16 protein-coding genes are annotated in these 15,818 nt (G+C 34.0%); 5 read left to right on the forward strand and 11 right to left on the reverse strand.

What is annotated here, in order from left to right:
• Positions 1–2 precede the first annotated feature (2 nt).
• Positions 3–773 carry a hypothetical protein gene (locus F896_RS20620; RefSeq protein WP_016164917.1) on the reverse strand — a complete coding sequence of 257 codons (771 nt, stop codon included), beginning with the start codon at positions 771–773 and terminating at the stop codon, positions 3–5.
• Between the two features lie 277 nt (positions 774–1,050).
• Between F896_RS20620 and F896_RS02465 the strand changes: the two genes are divergently transcribed.
• Positions 1,051–1,983, forward strand: a complete 933-nt coding sequence (locus tag F896_RS02465; RefSeq protein ID WP_005064486.1) for an IS5 family transposase — start codon at positions 1,051–1,053, stop codon at positions 1,981–1,983.
• On the opposite strand, the gene F896_RS02460 is transcribed toward F896_RS02465, so the two are convergent.
• The 10 genes from F896_RS02460 to rfbB are packed head-to-tail and all read right to left on the reverse strand — an operon-like array spanning position 1,951 to position 10,356.
• Positions 1,951–2,454, reverse strand: a complete 504-nt coding sequence (locus tag F896_RS02460) for an HAD family hydrolase (RefSeq protein WP_016164918.1) — start codon at positions 2,452–2,454, stop codon at positions 1,951–1,953. The two genes, F896_RS02465 and F896_RS02460, sit on opposite strands and share 33 nt — an antisense overlap.
• A 5-nt stretch (positions 2,455–2,459) precedes the next feature.
• Positions 2,460–3,776 (reverse strand): O-antigen polymerase, encoded by a 1,317-nt coding sequence (locus F896_RS02455; RefSeq protein WP_016164919.1) that lies wholly within the window; start codon positions 3,774–3,776, stop codon positions 2,460–2,462.
• On the reverse strand, positions 3,776–4,684 hold the full coding sequence (locus tag F896_RS02450) for a glycosyltransferase family 2 protein (protein ID WP_016164920.1): 909 nt from the start codon (positions 4,682–4,684) through the stop codon (positions 3,776–3,778). Before F896_RS02450 ends, F896_RS02455 begins: the two co-directional genes overlap by 1 nt.
• A complete protein-coding gene (locus F896_RS02445) occupies positions 4,684–5,943 on the reverse strand; it encodes an O-antigen translocase (RefSeq protein WP_016164921.1) in 1,260 nt (419 codons plus the stop codon). The genes F896_RS02450 and F896_RS02445 overlap by 1 nt, the downstream gene beginning before the upstream one ends.
• Position 5,944: 1 nt before the next feature.
• Positions 5,945–7,060, reverse strand: a complete 1,116-nt coding sequence (locus F896_RS02440) for a DegT/DnrJ/EryC1/StrS family aminotransferase (RefSeq protein ID WP_016164922.1) — start codon at positions 7,058–7,060, stop codon at positions 5,945–5,947.
• A 9-nt stretch (positions 7,061–7,069) separates the two neighbouring features.
• Positions 7,070–7,483: a MaoC family dehydratase gene (locus F896_RS02435; RefSeq protein ID WP_016164923.1), complete on the reverse strand. Its 414-nt coding sequence runs from the start codon at positions 7,481–7,483 to the stop codon at positions 7,070–7,072.
• 3 nt (positions 7,484–7,486) lie between these two features.
• Positions 7,487–8,026, reverse strand: a complete 540-nt coding sequence (locus F896_RS02430) for a GNAT family N-acetyltransferase (RefSeq protein ID WP_016164924.1) — start codon at positions 8,024–8,026, stop codon at positions 7,487–7,489.
• Complete coding sequence (locus tag F896_RS02425) at positions 8,016–8,426, reverse strand: sugar 3,4-ketoisomerase (protein WP_016164925.1); 411 nt, start codon at positions 8,424–8,426, stop codon at positions 8,016–8,018. Before F896_RS02425 ends, F896_RS02430 begins: the two co-directional genes overlap by 11 nt.
• The gene (gene rfbA, locus F896_RS02420) at positions 8,423–9,298 is read right to left on the reverse strand and encodes a glucose-1-phosphate thymidylyltransferase RfbA (protein ID WP_016164926.1); all 876 of its coding nucleotides are present in this window, start codon (positions 9,296–9,298) and stop codon (positions 8,423–8,425) included. Before rfbA ends, F896_RS02425 begins: the two co-directional genes overlap by 4 nt.
• Positions 9,298–10,356: a dTDP-glucose 4,6-dehydratase gene (gene rfbB / locus F896_RS02415; RefSeq protein WP_016164927.1), complete on the reverse strand. Its 1,059-nt coding sequence runs from the start codon at positions 10,354–10,356 to the stop codon at positions 9,298–9,300. Before rfbB ends, rfbA begins: the two co-directional genes overlap by 1 nt.
• A gap of 495 nt (positions 10,357–10,851) precedes the next feature.
• Here rfbB and F896_RS02410 point away from each other — a divergent pair, with 495 nt between their 5' ends.
• The 4 genes from F896_RS02410 to F896_RS02395 all read left to right on the forward strand — a co-directional run bounded on the left by F896_RS02410 (position 10,852) and on the right by F896_RS02395 (position 15,780).
• A complete protein-coding gene (locus F896_RS02410) occupies positions 10,852–11,961 on the forward strand; it encodes a polysaccharide biosynthesis/export family protein (RefSeq protein ID WP_016164928.1) in 1,110 nt (369 codons plus the stop codon).
• A gap of 73 nt (positions 11,962–12,034) precedes the next feature.
• Entirely contained in the window at positions 12,035–14,134 is a 2,100-nt protein-coding gene (locus F896_RS02405; RefSeq protein ID WP_016164929.1) for a GNVR domain-containing protein, read from the forward strand.
• A 206-nt stretch (positions 14,135–14,340) separates the two neighbouring features.
• Complete coding sequence (locus tag F896_RS02400) at positions 14,341–15,048, forward strand: BamJ family beta-barrel-assembly machinery protein (protein WP_005319944.1); 708 nt, start codon at positions 14,341–14,343, stop codon at positions 15,046–15,048.
• Between the two features lie 48 nt (positions 15,049–15,096).
• A complete protein-coding gene (locus tag F896_RS02395; RefSeq protein WP_016164930.1) occupies positions 15,097–15,780 on the forward strand; it encodes a BamJ family beta-barrel-assembly machinery protein in 684 nt (227 codons plus the stop codon).
• Positions 15,781–15,818: the final 38 nt, after the last annotated feature.

Here is a 15,818-nt window from a genome sequence, read left to right on the forward strand (position 1 = left end):
TATTACTCCGCTCCTCTAACTTTTTTAGATAAAAATAGAAAAGACAAAAGACGATAACTAAAAAAGTAAAATGACAATATAAACAATACTAAAAAATATTGATTAGAAGTAAAGTATAAAAATGAGGAACATAGCAACAATAAAGCGTAATAGAAAACCCTAAACTTATCCACATTATCTATCTTGATAAACTGACTTGTCAAAAATCTTTCTTTTGTGGAGAATTCAATAAATGCACACAAAGGATATGCTAAAAAGAGCAAAATCGCCAAAGTAGCATCCCATAATAAAAAAGGGAAAAAAGCAAAATAACGAAGAAAGACTAGAAATGAGTAAAGTGGTAAATTTAAATTATTTCTAATATTATTATAAACCAAATAAGTTAAGAAAATAAAGAATACAACCAAGAATGTAGGTGAAAAAAAAGATTGATAAAAACTAAAAATACATACAAGAATTAGAGCAAGAAAAATAGTTCTAATACAGTAAATAGCAATTTTATTTTCTTCATAAAATTTTCTTTCAGAAACTGACAAGCGTAAAGTAGGGTTTACCTCCTTCTTAACCACCTCACAATCATTATATATATACCCAATTTCATAAGAAGAATATATTGAAAAAATTAATAAAACAGAAAAAAGCAAAGTAAGATTAAAGTAACAACAGCAAATCAAAACAGGAATAACGTAAGTAAAAAACCACGCAACTTTTGAAAAATTAGTCTTTAATCGAGTATGAAATGTATAAAAGAAGGGAACAAACAGAAAAAACATTTACTCACCTTCAAAAATATAATTAACATGAATGTTTCTTTCTTCCCAAAATATCACATTCTTTTTATTAGATAATATTATTGGGTTTTTCGCCCTCTTCACCAAGTTATAATCGGACAAGTTATCCGTTATAACACAGTCTATTTCTACATCAGAAAATAATTCATGCTTTGAAAACAATAAATCACTCTCTAACAAGCCCAAGCAAACATTATTCTTAAATGGCTTTGTTGCACAAACCTATCTGTAAAGGCTTTTTCAGCGATATAATTTTCAAATGAAGAAGCCTACACACAAAATCTACCGCACAACCAATTGGCCCGCATATAACCGAGCACTCATTAATCGCGGAAATATTGCCCTTTGGTTTGATCCTGCTACGCAATGGTATGCTCCATCAAAAGGCAAACAAGGGCGAAATCAAACCTACTCCGACGCAGCCATCCAATGCTGCTTAATGATTAAATCCTTATTCCGTCTATCTTTACGTATGGTCACTGGCTTTGTGCAAAGTCTGATTAAACTTTGCGGATTAAATTGGACCGCACCAGATTACAGTACGCTTTGTAGAAGACAAAAGCATATTGATATTGCAATCAGCTACCAAAAAAGTAGCGATGGGCTGCATCTACTCGTAGACTCTACAGGGATGAAGTTTCTAGGTGAGGGCGAATGGAAACGCAAGAAACATGGAGCTGAATATCGTCGCCAATGGCGTAAACTACATATTGGTATAGATGCCAAAACCCTACAAATACGCGCTATTCAGCTCACAACCAATAATGTCTGTGATTCACAGGTGCTTGGTGATTTACTTAATCAGATTCCACAAGATGAGCAGATTGACTCTGTTTATACCGATGGAGCTTATGACACCAAGCAATGCCGTCAGGTCATTGCAGATCGGCAAGCACATGCGGTGATTCCACCTAGAAAAAATGCGAAACCATGGAAAGATACAAAGAGTAGCTCGCTAGAGCGAAATGAATTACTTCGAACAATTAAACGTTTAGGTAGGACACTATGGAAAAAATGGTCAGGCTATCATCGCCGAAGTTTGGTTGAGACTAAAATGCACTGCATCAAATTATTAGGAGATAAACTCAGTGCAAGGAGCTTTGATAGCCAAGTCAATGAGGTTCATGCACGTGTAGCAGTCCTCAACAGATTTACGGAATTAGGTCGACCACTTACCCAAGTTACGCCTTAAATTTGGCTCAATTAGGGGCGCTTTGCCTTTCAAATCTTTGTGCAACAAAGCCTTCTTAAATGCTAAATGCGATGCAAAATATTCCACACCAAAATTATTTGCTACTTTTTCAACAATAATATCTAGACTTGCTGAGCATAAAATAACATCAGCTTTATCAACAAAACCATCTAGAAGATTGAATGTAAATTCAATCTGCCTGCTAATTAAAAACTCTTGATAAAATTGATCAATATATTTGACCAACTCGTCATAATGATAACCTTTAAGAAGCCTGATATAAAAATATCTATAATAATCTCTCTTGAAAATTCTACCAAGAGCAATTAAAAGAAACTTAACCACAAATGTGTTAAGTAAAAAAAATGAAAGATTAAAACCCTTCTGTCTTTTCATCACAAAATAGATAAAATCAAATGTCGTATTCGACCTATACATCGTCCAACAAACATCAACAATATTTTTTGTCATAACAATTACTTCTTAACCACTAGCAATAAAAAATTACATAGAATGAAAATAAAGAAAATATCTATTAATGTTGTTAACGCAACTACTGGGGATAGTAACATCAAATAGCTCTTTATATAAATAATCGAAAAAAACACTATGACAAAAACATTTTTATCCTTACGGCCAATAAGTTGAAGCTTTATTTTATTTACTCTGCCAAGGAAAAAACCAAGAAAAATTACAAAAAAAGCACCACCTACAATACCACAATAAGCATATGCTGCTAGATCAAAGTGATCTACACTACCGCCACTCAAACTAAAGGGAAACCAATATTCCCAAATTGCTCGACCAATGTTTAAAGAGTTAGATTCAACTCCTGTAGAAAATATTTTTACAGTTAAATCCTCCCCTAAATAAGGACGAAATATTAGTTCAAATAACCCTGATGTTTGTTCGCTAACTCTAAAAACAACATCATTTACCAACCCCAAATAATACATATCCCCATTGGCAATAATTCTGGAAATAAACATTTCTACAGCTGGGTTAAGATCAGTATATTGACTTTCATAATCGAGTTTTTCTGCCAATTGGCTAGTAAAAAATAAGGCCATCATGAGAACCATGATTCCTAAAACCGTATATTGGAGAAAGTTTGTTGCCTTGATTTTTAAAAATTTTCCAAAATACAAACAATAAACAACAATAATAAGATAAATTGATTCTAATATTGCAAATTTCGCCCCATTAAAAAATGAACTTAAAATTACAAACAATATTAAAAAGCCCCATTTGCGCTTATTCCCTTGCTCCTTTGAAAATATAAATATTGCAATCATCGAAATAATAAATAGTCTAAGAACATCCATTATTCTTACAACAAACCCGATCCCTTTATTTGCCTCAAATCGAGATATAAAAAATATACTCCAATCAATTTTTGATATATAAAAAGCAGCTAGAAAAAAATACATTAACAAAAAAATAACTAAAACATTTTTTAAGCTATTAATTCCCCCATCTATTTTGAATTTCCTAAACCCTAGCTCTACTTTTTTAGCTAAGAATCCCACCCACATTGAAACCAACAGCAAAATAAAATAAAATAAAATAATAAAGAAAGATAAAAAACTCAGAAAACCATTAATAAAAAGTAATAACACTACCGCATATGATGTCCCAAAAGTAAAAGTCCAGTAAAAATTTATTGGATCTAAAAGACCTATACTCATTTTTTTTGTAAGGGAATATAAACTTAGAGAAACTAAAACACTTAGTATTGAATAAAAAATCCAATTTTGATAAAAAAACCCAATAATTTGATCAGGAGAATTCATTATCTATTTCTCCATAGTATTTTTTTAGGTAGAATAATCTTCAACCAAACAACCCACATTTTTTTATCCAACAAAATTAATGGGTTACTAAAAAATGTTTTCAACCAAAAAAACACTGCCCTTTTTTTATAGTCAACAGCTAAATCAGAAGAAATTGATAAAAGCACATAAGGAATATATCTATTAACTTCTGTTTCATCTAAACCAATATTATTTAATATTTTTATTTTTTCTAGCATTAAGCCCATATTTTTGGAGCTATTATTCTCATGTCGTCTATAGTTGCAAACTACATCTTGCATTAAATATAAATATTTCCCATTCTTAGTCAAAACCAAGTAACTATACCAGTCTTCAATTTTATAATCTAAGTTATAGCCACCTATATCAATTAGATCTTTCATTCTAATTAATTGAGTGGGCGCTTGCAAAAAATAGTCCAGCTTAGCAATTGAAGAAAATTCATATTTCCGTGCCCTCTTTGATAAAGTACGAACAATATTATTGGTATCATCAATCTGGTTAATACCACCAAATATAGCTACACACTCTTCATTTTCTAACATATACGGTATTTGAAGTTCTATTTTTTTGCTAAGCATCTGATCATCTGAGGCGATTGGTGATACAAACTCTCCATTACACCATTCTAATGCCTCATTTAAAGTCGAACTTAACCCTTGGTTTGGTCGATGTCTAAACTCAAATCTATTAAATCGTTTCTCACAAACAGATAGCATCTCTTCTATTTTTTCTATAGAATTATCTTTTGAACCATCATCAATAATGATCAACTCAATATTTTTATAAGTCTGATTAATCACGCTTTGAATACAATCTTGAACATACTGCGCATGGTTATAACATGGAATTATAACAGAAACTAAAGGCTGACTTTTCGATTGCATTATTCTACTACTCTCTTTCGCAGTTGTTTAAAAACAAAAATACTCATAATAAACCAATACAGCCCATAATTAATTAGATGTGCAATTGATACACCTTCAAAACCAAATTTTTGAGTACAAATATAAGTTAATATGATAGAGCTTACTGAAAATATTATTTCCGTCGTTACAAATAATTTTGTCATTGCTTTGCTTAACATTAAATAAGCAAGTATCCAACTTCCAATTTTTAAAGCATCACCTATCATTTGCCATAGAAACAAATCTGCTACTGGTAAGAATTTTGTACTAAACAATATGACTATAATCCAGTCTCGCAGCAAATATGCGCACAGTCCCCCCGCTACTGCCAGTGGGAATATAAATTTATATCCCAAATAAACTTCAGTTTTGATTTCAACCAAAGTTTTTAACTCTGATAATCTAGGTAGATAGTATACGCCCAAAGTTGTTGTCACCAGCATTAGATATGCACTACTTAGGCGAATCATCGCCTCCCAATAGCCAGCATAATCAACACCAAATTTTTGTGCTAAATATGTTCGTATAACAATCTGTGAAAGAGGCACACAAATAGCACTTACTAAGGCCATGATTGCAAAAGAGCTAATTTTTTTTGCAGTGTCTTTATCAATTTTTCCAAATAAATATGAAAAGCGAAACCAATCTGCCTTATGGCAAATATAGAGAGTTACAAAAAAAGCTATCGATTGGTACATAGATAGTGCAAGTAATGCACCATATAAATGATATTTTATTGCAAGAACACTGGTAATGAATAATGAAACCAAACTTCCTGAAATATTGGCTATTACTAGTTTTAATATTTCTTTCTTACCGTTTAGTATTGCCAAAAACAAAGTATTAAAATTAAAAAAAATGAGAAATACTGCAAACCAAATAAAAATAGATTGATATTCAAGAGTATGAAATATATATAAAGAAAGATCTTTTTTAAAAAAAATAAGTAAAAATGAAAAAATTATACTTAAAATAAAAACTATGCTACCAGCACTCTGCCAAATATTCCTTTGTTTTTTTTCATCTTCATAATATTCAGCCGTATACTTTGTTACAGCTGTATTAATCATATTCCCAGAAAAGGTGGTAATCATTTGAATAAAATTTTGAAACTGCCCAATTACTGCGTAACCAGCAGGACCTACGTAAACTGCCAAAATTTTATTTAGAATAAATAAAGTAGCTATTTTAATTAAAACAGCTACTCCATTTAAAGCACTAGTCTTCAGCAAATTCATATTAAAGACTAAACTTATTACACACTTCAACTACATGTTGAGCATCTTGAATATCTAATACGGGACTCATTGGCAAGCTGAGCACTGTCGAATGAATCTTCTCCGAAATTGGAAAACTAAAATCATTCCATTCACGATATGCTTGCTGTTTATGAGGTGGAATTGGATAGTGAATTAAGGTTTGTATTCCATTTTCTGCCAAATATTGCTGTAAAGCATCTCTATGAAGAGTGCGAATAACAAACAAGTGCCAAACATGTTGTTGATCTTCAACGGCACTTCCCTCTATTTTCGGGAGTTCAATTAAAGGATTATTAATTCCTTGCAAATAAACCTGCGCGATCTCTCGACGATGTAGAATTTCTTGACCCAAATAACTTAATTTAATATCAAGCATGGCAGCTTGAATCTCATCAAGACGACTATTTACACCCTGTACTAGATTTTTATATTTTTCATGCGACCCATAATTACGTAAGGCCTTGAGCATATTCGCAAGCTCAGAATCATTAGTCGTAATTGCTCCAGCATCCCCTAAAGCACCTAAATTTTTGCCTGGGTAAAAGCTAAATGCTGATGCATCTCCCCAATTACCTGCTTTTTTCCCTAGAATTGCAGCACCATGGCTTTGTGCAGAATCTTCTAAAACCAATAATCTATATTTTTCTGCAATTGCCATAATCTCAGGCATTGAAGCAAGCTGACCATATAAATGAACTGGTAAAATAGCCTTGGTTTTATTTGTAATAACAGCTTCAATTTTTGATGGATCAAGATTAAAAGTATTCGGATCTGGCTCAACAAGTACGGGGATAAGTTGATTGGCACTAATAGCTAAGATACTGGCAATATAAGTATTTGAAGGTACGATGACTTCATCACCTTCTTGTAGTTTTCCAAGTTCTTTCCAAGCTCTCAAGGTTAGAATAAGTGCATCTAAACCGTTCGCTACGCCAATTGCATATCTTGTACCACAGTATTTTGCAAAATTCTGTTCGAATCGATCAAGCTCTGTACCACCAATATACCAACCCGAATCGATAACACGTGTACACGCATCAATCAATTGTTGACGATACTGTTGATTAATAATTTTTAAATCTAAAAATGTAATCATTTTTAACTATTACTCAGGTATATATAATTCAGCAGTTCCAACAATGTATTCGTGTTGATTTTCTTCAGCTACTGTTTTAAAAATTACACGCTTTTTTTCAACAAGAATATCTATGACTTCAACGCGAAAAGTGATTAATTGATCTAAATAAACAGGTTTTAAAAACTTATTTTCAGATTTTAAATAAATACAACCTGGGCCAGGGAGCTGATTAGCAAAAATCGTAGAAAACATACTTGTTAGCAAGGCACCATGAACTATTCGTTGCCCAAACATAGTTTCTTTTGCGTAATTTTCATCCAAATGTACTGGGTTTATATCACCAGATAGTTTAGAAAAAAGGGTTACATCTTCAATTGAAAACTGACGTACAAGCTCAACTTTATCACCAATTTTAATATTAGAAATTTTCAAATTTGTCATATCTCAACCTAAAAAATCCTGATATTCAGGTAAAATTTCAAAATATTTTGCAGCAGGATAAATATAAAAATTATCAAGCTCATTTCCATCTATATGCATCGCACCTAATCTAAGATGAAACTTATGTACGCCGAGGTTCTCTTTTCGAACATCAAAATGAGATTGTTCAAAACCAAGCTCTTCAAAAGCAATTTTATAAACCAACATAGCACTTTCTATTGCTGCGTATCTCGTTTTATTGGCATTCAAGATCCAACTTCCCCAACAGAAAGATTTAGGGTTTTCTTGAAAATCATATAGTCGGATCGTACCAATTTTTTCATTATTATCGTTTCGATAAATAATAAAGTAATATTCTAAATCTTTACTCTCTCGATCCTTATAATTCTTTATCCATAATTTTTGCTCTTCAACAAGAGCTGTGGATTGAGACAAATGTTTATTTAAATCAGGATTAGTTCTGAGTGAGCAGATGAATTCAGCATCTTTTTCTTCAACTAGTTTGAAATGAATTGTGTTAGCTTTTAGATATTTAAATTGCATTGCATTTAGCCATTTTTAAAAATTCATCATAATCACGAATATAATCACTTTCATCATAATGTTCGCTTGCCAATACTAATAAGACACAATCTTCTGAAAAATCATGCATCTCCCGCCAAGTCATGTTTTCAATAATTAGACCTTGTGTTGGCGCATTTAAAATAATTTCTTCTTTTTGTGCTCCATTATCTAAAACAAAGCGGCATTCTCCATGAAGACAAATAGCCAGCTGTTTTAAATCTTTATGTGCATGGAATCCTCTAGGCTTATCCTTAGATGTCGAAAAAATATAATAAATACGTTTAATATCAAAAGGAATATGCTGATTCGCCTCTACTGAAACAAGCCCACCACGCTCATCACCTAAGTTTGGTAGATCAATTAATTTATTTAAGCTCATATTTCATTCACCAAAGAAATTAAGTATTGACCATAATCATTTTTATTCATACTTTGGCCAATTGTTAGAACTTGCTCTTTATCCAACCAACCATTATTAAAAGCAATTTCTTCTAAACAAGCGACTTTATAACCTTGGCGCTTTTCAATCGTTTCTACAAATTGTGCTGCCTCTAGTAAACTTGCATGAGTTCCTGTATCTAGCCAAGCAAAACCACGCCCAAGTAACTCCACATTTAAATCACCACGTTCAAGGTACATCTGATTAACTGTAGTAATCTCTAGCTCACCACGCTCAGATGGTTTAACTTGTTTCGCAATTTCAACAACATCGTTGTCATAAAAATAGAGTCCCGTCACCGCAAAATGTGATTTTGGATGCTTTGGTTTTTCTTCTAATGAAACAGCACGTTTTTGTTCATCAAACTCAACAACACCAAAACGCTCAGGATCTTTAACTTGATATCCAAACACCGTTGCACCTTTTTGACGAGCAACAGCCTGACGCAACATTGGCGTAAAACCTTGACCATAAAAGATATTATCGCCAAGCACTAAACAGACATCACTATTGCCAATAAAGGTTTCACCAATAATAAAGGCCTGTGCTAAACCATCAGGGCTTGGTTGAACTGCGTAACTCAATTCAATGCCAAATTGCGAACCGTCACCAAGTAAACGCTTGAAGCCATCAATATCATCTGGTGTACTAATAATTAAGACTTCACGAATGCCTGCCAGCATTAGAACTGACAAAGGATAATATACCATCGGTTTATCATAAATCGGCAGTAATTGCTTAGATACACCCTTAGTAATTGGATATAACCGTGTGCCTGAGCCTCCAGCAAGAATAATACCTTTCGTTGACATTAGACATTTACTCCTAATCTTTCACCTTGATAGCTACCATCTTGTACACGGCGACACCATTCTAAATTATTTAAATACCAGTCAACTGTTTTACGGATACCTGTTTCAAAGGTTTCCTGTGGTTTCCAGCCAAGTTCCCGCTCAATTTTTGCAGCATCAATCGCATAGCGAAGATCATGCCCAGGGCGGTCCTTTACGAAGGTAATTAAACCTTCATAAGATTGAGCATTGGCTTGTGGTCTTAACTCATCTAGAATTTTGCAAATAGTTTGAACTACTTCAATATTCTGCTTTTCGTTATGTCCACCAATATTATAGGTTTCACCAATCACACCTTGAGTAACGACTTGATATAGTGCTCTAGCATGGTCTTCAACGAACAACCAGTCACGGATCTGATCACCCTTCCCATAGATCGGCAATGCTTTACCATCTAAAGCATTTAAAATGACCAAAGGAATTAACTTTTCTGGGAAGTGATAAGGACCATAATTATTAGAACAATTGGTAATAATGGTCGGTAAGCCATACGTACGTTGCCAAGCACGAACCAAATGATCTGAACTCGCCTTACTTGCAGAATAGGGAGAACTTGGGGCATAAGGAGTTGTTTCAGTAAATAAATCTGTTGTACTCTCTAGATCACCATAGACCTCATCTGTTGAGATATGGTGAAAACGAAAACTTGCTTTTTGGTTGTTATCTAATGCCTGCCAATACTTACGTGTTACTTCTAATAAGGTATACGTTCCTACAATATTGGTCTGAATAAATGCACTTGGGCCATCAATAGAACGATCAACATGAGATTCAGCCGCTAAATGCATAACTGCATCAGGTTGAAACTGTTCAAAAATTTGTCCTAGTTTTAAAGCATCGCAAACATCAACTTGTTGAAATTGATATCGTGTATTTTGATCAACTTCTCTTAATGATTCTAAATTTCCAGCATAGGTCAACTTGTCTATATTTAAAACCGTATCATTCGTTGTATTTATAATATGACGTACTACAGCAGAACCAATAAATCCAGCGCCGCCAGTTAATAATATTTTCATATTTTTCCACTATACCGCATCGAGTTAACTCTATATCTAAGCTTATATATTCAGACTTACTTTAAAAGCATCTTGGGAGACGAATAGTTCCCTTATAAAATGCTAATTGTCGCACCATGCTAAATTCTCTCTATTTAACTTAGACTGAAAATATAAAAACAGCGTACTAACATTTAAAATAAGTTAATGGAATACGACGTAGCATAATATAACAAATTTAATGGCTTTGTTAGCACTTTGCTTTACTTTATTTGAATGATTTTTCTGTTACTTGGAACCTTACGCATAGACTATTTTTTTTAAAAAATCAATTAAATCAATTAGATTCACAAAAAACTGGAATTTTATCAAAATACGTTCCTCTACAAAAAAAAGATTATTATGTTTTTTTAATATTTTGGGATAAAATCATCACGATTTACGATCCTTTGTCCTGTAAGCTATCCATACAAGGCAATAGATTTGATTAAAAATAAGATTATCCAAGGGTTCGATGTGAAGTATTACCAACTTTTTTCTATTCTTACGATCAGCATAAGTGCTGCTAGTTGCGCAATCACTTCAGGACTTCAAACCTATGATATTCCAGAAGAAGGTAATTATAAAACTGAGCAAGGTGCAGACATCTCAGTTGTACAACTGACTCAGGATAAATTACAACTACTTAATACCAACCCGCATACCTCTTATCAAAATAATGTTTCGACGCTGTTCGGTCGATCACACACTCAATATCGCTTAAACGCAGGAGATGTACTCTCCATTCAGTTATGGGCTTATCCTGAAATCACACCACCAATCAATAACACTGTTAATAATAATCAATCAGCATTAGCGATTGGATATCCAATTGATAGCAGTGGCAATATACAACTACCATTAGTTGGGCAAGTACATATTGCAGGGAAAACCCTAGCCGAAACGAATCGCTATCTGCGTAGCCAATTTGCAAAATATTTAAAAACACCAGATGTTGTCGTGCGAGTGCTTTCATATGAAGGAAATCGTTATTTCGTAAATGGCCAAGTGATGAAAAGCGGTCAATACACCTTAAATGATCAACCCGTTAGCTTATATACTGCACTTGGTATGGCTGGGGGCATTAATACTGAAACAGGTGATAATACTTCCATACAACTCATTCGTCAGGGCATTACGTATAATTTAAATTTAGTCGATTTAGAAAAAAATGGTTTTTCATTACACAAGTTATTGATTCAACCGAATGATACGATTGTTGTTAATACTAAACAAAACCAAAAACTATATGTTATGGGTGAATCTAGCCGTAGCCAAGCTTTAGCTATCCGAGATCAGGGTATGACTTTAAGTGATGTCTTAGGTGAAAGTGAAGGGATTAACCCTTATACTGCAAGTGCTGCTCGAATCTATGTCATGCGGACTGATTTAAGTACTCGGCATTCAACAATCTATCAGTTGAACTTAAGCAGCTTAGGTAATCTTGCTTTAGCAAATCAATTTGCTATGCAAAAGAATGATATTGTCTATATTGATGCAACAGGCTTAACCCGTTGGCAACGTATTATAAGTCAAATCGTACCATTCTCTAGCGCGCTTTATAGTTTTGATCAGTTAGGCAAGTAATTGATCTAACCATTTAATTTAATATACTTTCACGCAAGTACAGTTCGCTAAATTTTATATAGTTGTCTATCCCATGAATCAGAATACTCAGTCTATTGATGATACAATTGATCTAAAAGAATTATTATTTTCCATACTCCAGCAGTGGAAAGTTATTTTTATATGTATATTATTCACTGTAATCAGTACTCTCATTTATTTAAAAATTACAAAAGATACATATTCTGTTGATGCAAAAATTCAAATAATTGATAGTAAGCAAAACCCTTTATCTAGCTTAGCTCCACAGTTAGCATCACTAAGTAGCTTAGCTGGACTTGATATCGGCGGTAGCCAACAAACAACCCAAACAGAAATCGAAATTTTAAAATCACGTTCTGTTTTAGTACAGGCAATTGAAGATTTAAATCTTGATATTCAAATTAAACCTGTAAATAGTTTATGGCAAAAAATTACAACAAGCGATAAATTCTATACCGATTATAGTAAAGAGGCGGTACAAATATTTGACAATAAAAATATTTTTTCTATAAAAAAAATTGAGATTCCTAAAGAATATTTAGATCAGAATTTAATACTAAGTTTTAATGGCTATAACTTTAGCTTAAGTGATGAGAAAACAGGCTTAGAATTATTAAAGGGTAAAGTAAATCAAAATCTTTCAATTAATGGTTGGAATATCATTATTGCGAGTAAGCAACCAGTTCAAGGGCAATATATCACACAAAAGCAGACGACATTTACAGCAGTTAAGACAGTATTGTTAGCTTTAAAAATAGCTGAAACCGCTAAGCAAACAGGAATTGTCAACATCACTTATAGTGGTACAGATAAAGCACATATTATTAAAGTGCTTAATCAAATTATAAAGATTTATCAAGCTCAAAGATTAGCAACCAAATCAGCAGAGAAAGAAAAGACTTTAAATTTTCTAGATAATCAATTACCTCAGTTGAAAAAAAGCTTAGAGCAAGCTGAACAAAAATTTAATACCTTTCGTGAAACAAATGGTACGATCGATATTCAACAAGAGTCTGCACTTTATTTAAAACAAAGTATTGAATTAGAAACACAAAAAATCCAATTAGAGCAAAAAAAAGCTGAGCTTACGGCACAATATACGGCACAACATCCGGCAATTCAGGCGATTCAAGCACAGATTGCAATGCTTAGCGATAAAATCAGCACTTTAGACAATGCTTTAACAAAATTACCAAATAAGCAAAGTCAGTATTTACAATATTTCAGAGAAGTACAGGTACAGACCCAACTGTATACGAATTTACTCGGTACTTATCAAACGCTCAGCCTTGCTAAAGCTGGTGAAATGGGAAATATCAGAATCTTAGACTACCCAATAGAGCCGATTAAACCGAAAAAGCTAGTTATTTTAATCCTCTCTATTTTTGTTGGTGGTTTCATTGGTGTATTAATTGCCCTAGTTCGTAAAATGTTGCAAACAGGCGTGCGTCATCGTGAGGAAATTGAGCAAGCTGTCGGGATTAAGACCTACGTTGAATTACCTAAAGCAAAAAAGAAAGTTGCTCCTGAGTTACACGCACTCAAAACATTTATCCCGACTTTGCGTTTTAAGTTACAGCAAAAACAACATAACGTTGCACTCATAACAAGTGTTACACCTGATCAAAATCAAGGTGTGATTGCTCAACATTTGGCACTTTATCTCAGTCAAGCTGGGCAGAAAGTTTTAGTCATTGATAGCGACCTTTATCGTGGTGAACTTGACCAACTTTTTAAGAGCACTTCAAAAGTGGGCCTAGCTGAATATTTACGCGGACAAGCCAACCTAGATCAAATTATCGTGAATACAACTTATCCGAATTTGAGTCTAATTGGTCGTGGACAAAGCAATGATGAAGCTTCTATTAGCTCACATCAATCAATTTTTGCACAGTTAATGCAACAGATCAGTAATCAATATGACTACATCTTGATCAGTTCTGCACCCGTACTTGCAACCTCTGACAGCTTAAACCTTGCTCAATTTACAGGTTTTAATCTCTGTTTAGTGCAATATGGTCAGACACAACTGAAAGATATTGAACTCGCAAAATCTTATTTTGTGAATGCGGGGCTTGAGATTGACGGTCTTATTCTAGATCAGATCCCGAGCTATCAAATTAATCAATATCAATATCGGACCAGCAAATAATTGCTCTAATATTGAATAAAAGGAACCAGAGAGCTCTAAATTCTCTGGTTTTTTTATTCCTAGAGGAATGTCTGTTGATTTCAAAAATGACTCAATCCTCATACAAAAAATCCATGCATTTTTGCTGTTTATTATTCAATGCCTAAGCCTATACATGCTAAGATCAACGGCATATTTTTTATTAAAATCTCGCTTTGGGACATCTCATGAGTAAAGCTTTACCTTTCGTTGTCGCAGCTGTTTTAGGCGGTGCAGCGCTCGTTCCTATTTACTACGCTACTAAAAATCCAACCACTGAGTTTGGCGCCAAGGCTGACAAAAATGCAGCACCTGTGGCAAAAATCAGTTATGCATTAGGTTATGAAGTCGCAAAACAAACCCCACCAGAATTAGAAACCAGTGCATTTATTACTGGTTTCCGTGACGGACATGCACAAAAACCAGCAGCCTACACAGAAGAAGAGTTACAAGCGGCTTATATCGAGTTCCAAAAAGAGCTTCAACAAAAGCAAGCGAATGAGACCAAAAAAGTCGAAGCGACCAACAACAGCTTTTTAGCAGAAAATGCGAAAAAAGAAGGTGTGAAAACCACCGCTTCAGGCTTGCAATATAAAATCACTAAAGAAGGTACAGGTAAACAACCTGCCGCGACTTCTGTTGTGAAAGTTCACTACAAAGGTCAACTTACTGATGGTAAAGTCTTTGATAGCTCTTATGACCGTGGCGAGCCAATTGAGTTCCCGCTGAATCAAGTAATTCCAGGCTGGACTGAAGGTTTACAGCTGATGAAAGAAGGTGGTAAAGCAACACTTTATATTCCTGCAAACTTAGGTTACGGTGAACAAGGTGTTCCTGGTTCGATCCCACCAAATAGCACATTAATTTTTGATGTAGAATTAATCGCTGTTAAGTAAATGATCTTAAGGAGAGCCTATGCTCTCCTTTATTTTTTGGAAGAAATAATGAAAAGATTAAGTCTCATTTTAATTGCTTCAACCATCGGAACGGTTCAAGCAGCACCCATTACACAAAAAAGCCCACAAAAAGATCAACTCGGATATAGCTACGGTTATCTCATGGGCAGAGGCAATGCCGAGACTTTAAAAGACTTAAATATCGAAACTTTTGTACAAGGCTTACAAGAAGCTATTCAAGGTAAAACGGCATCTTTAACCGATGAGGAAATGGCGACTGTACTCAATCAATATAAAAAGCGCCTAGAAGCCAAACAACTGGTTGAGTTCCAAGAACAAGCACAAAAAAATGATCAGGTAGGTAAAGCCTTTTTAGCTGAAAATGGCAAGAAAGCAGATATCGTGACCACGAAATCAGGCCTACAGTACCAAGTACTACAACAAGGCCAAGGTAAATCACCGAAAGCGGTATCAACGGTTAAAGTAAACTATGAAGGACGCTTGCTCGATGGAACGGTGTTCGACAGTTCAATCGCACGCAACCACCCTCTTGAGTTCAAGCTCAGCCAAGTGATTGCGGGTTGGACCGAAGGTGTTCAAACGATGAAAGAAGGTGGCAAAACACGTTTCTTTATTCCAGCAAATCTAGCCTATGGTGATGTCGGTTCAGGCGATGCGATCGGCCCTAATAGTACGTTGATTTTTGATATTGAATTACTTGAAGTGAAATAATAAAAAACCCTCCAAATGGAGGGTTTAATTTTTTAATT

It is taken from the genome of Acinetobacter genomosp. 15BJ, from assembly GCF_000400715.1.
GTDB lineage: Bacteria > Pseudomonadota > Gammaproteobacteria > Pseudomonadales > Moraxellaceae > Acinetobacter.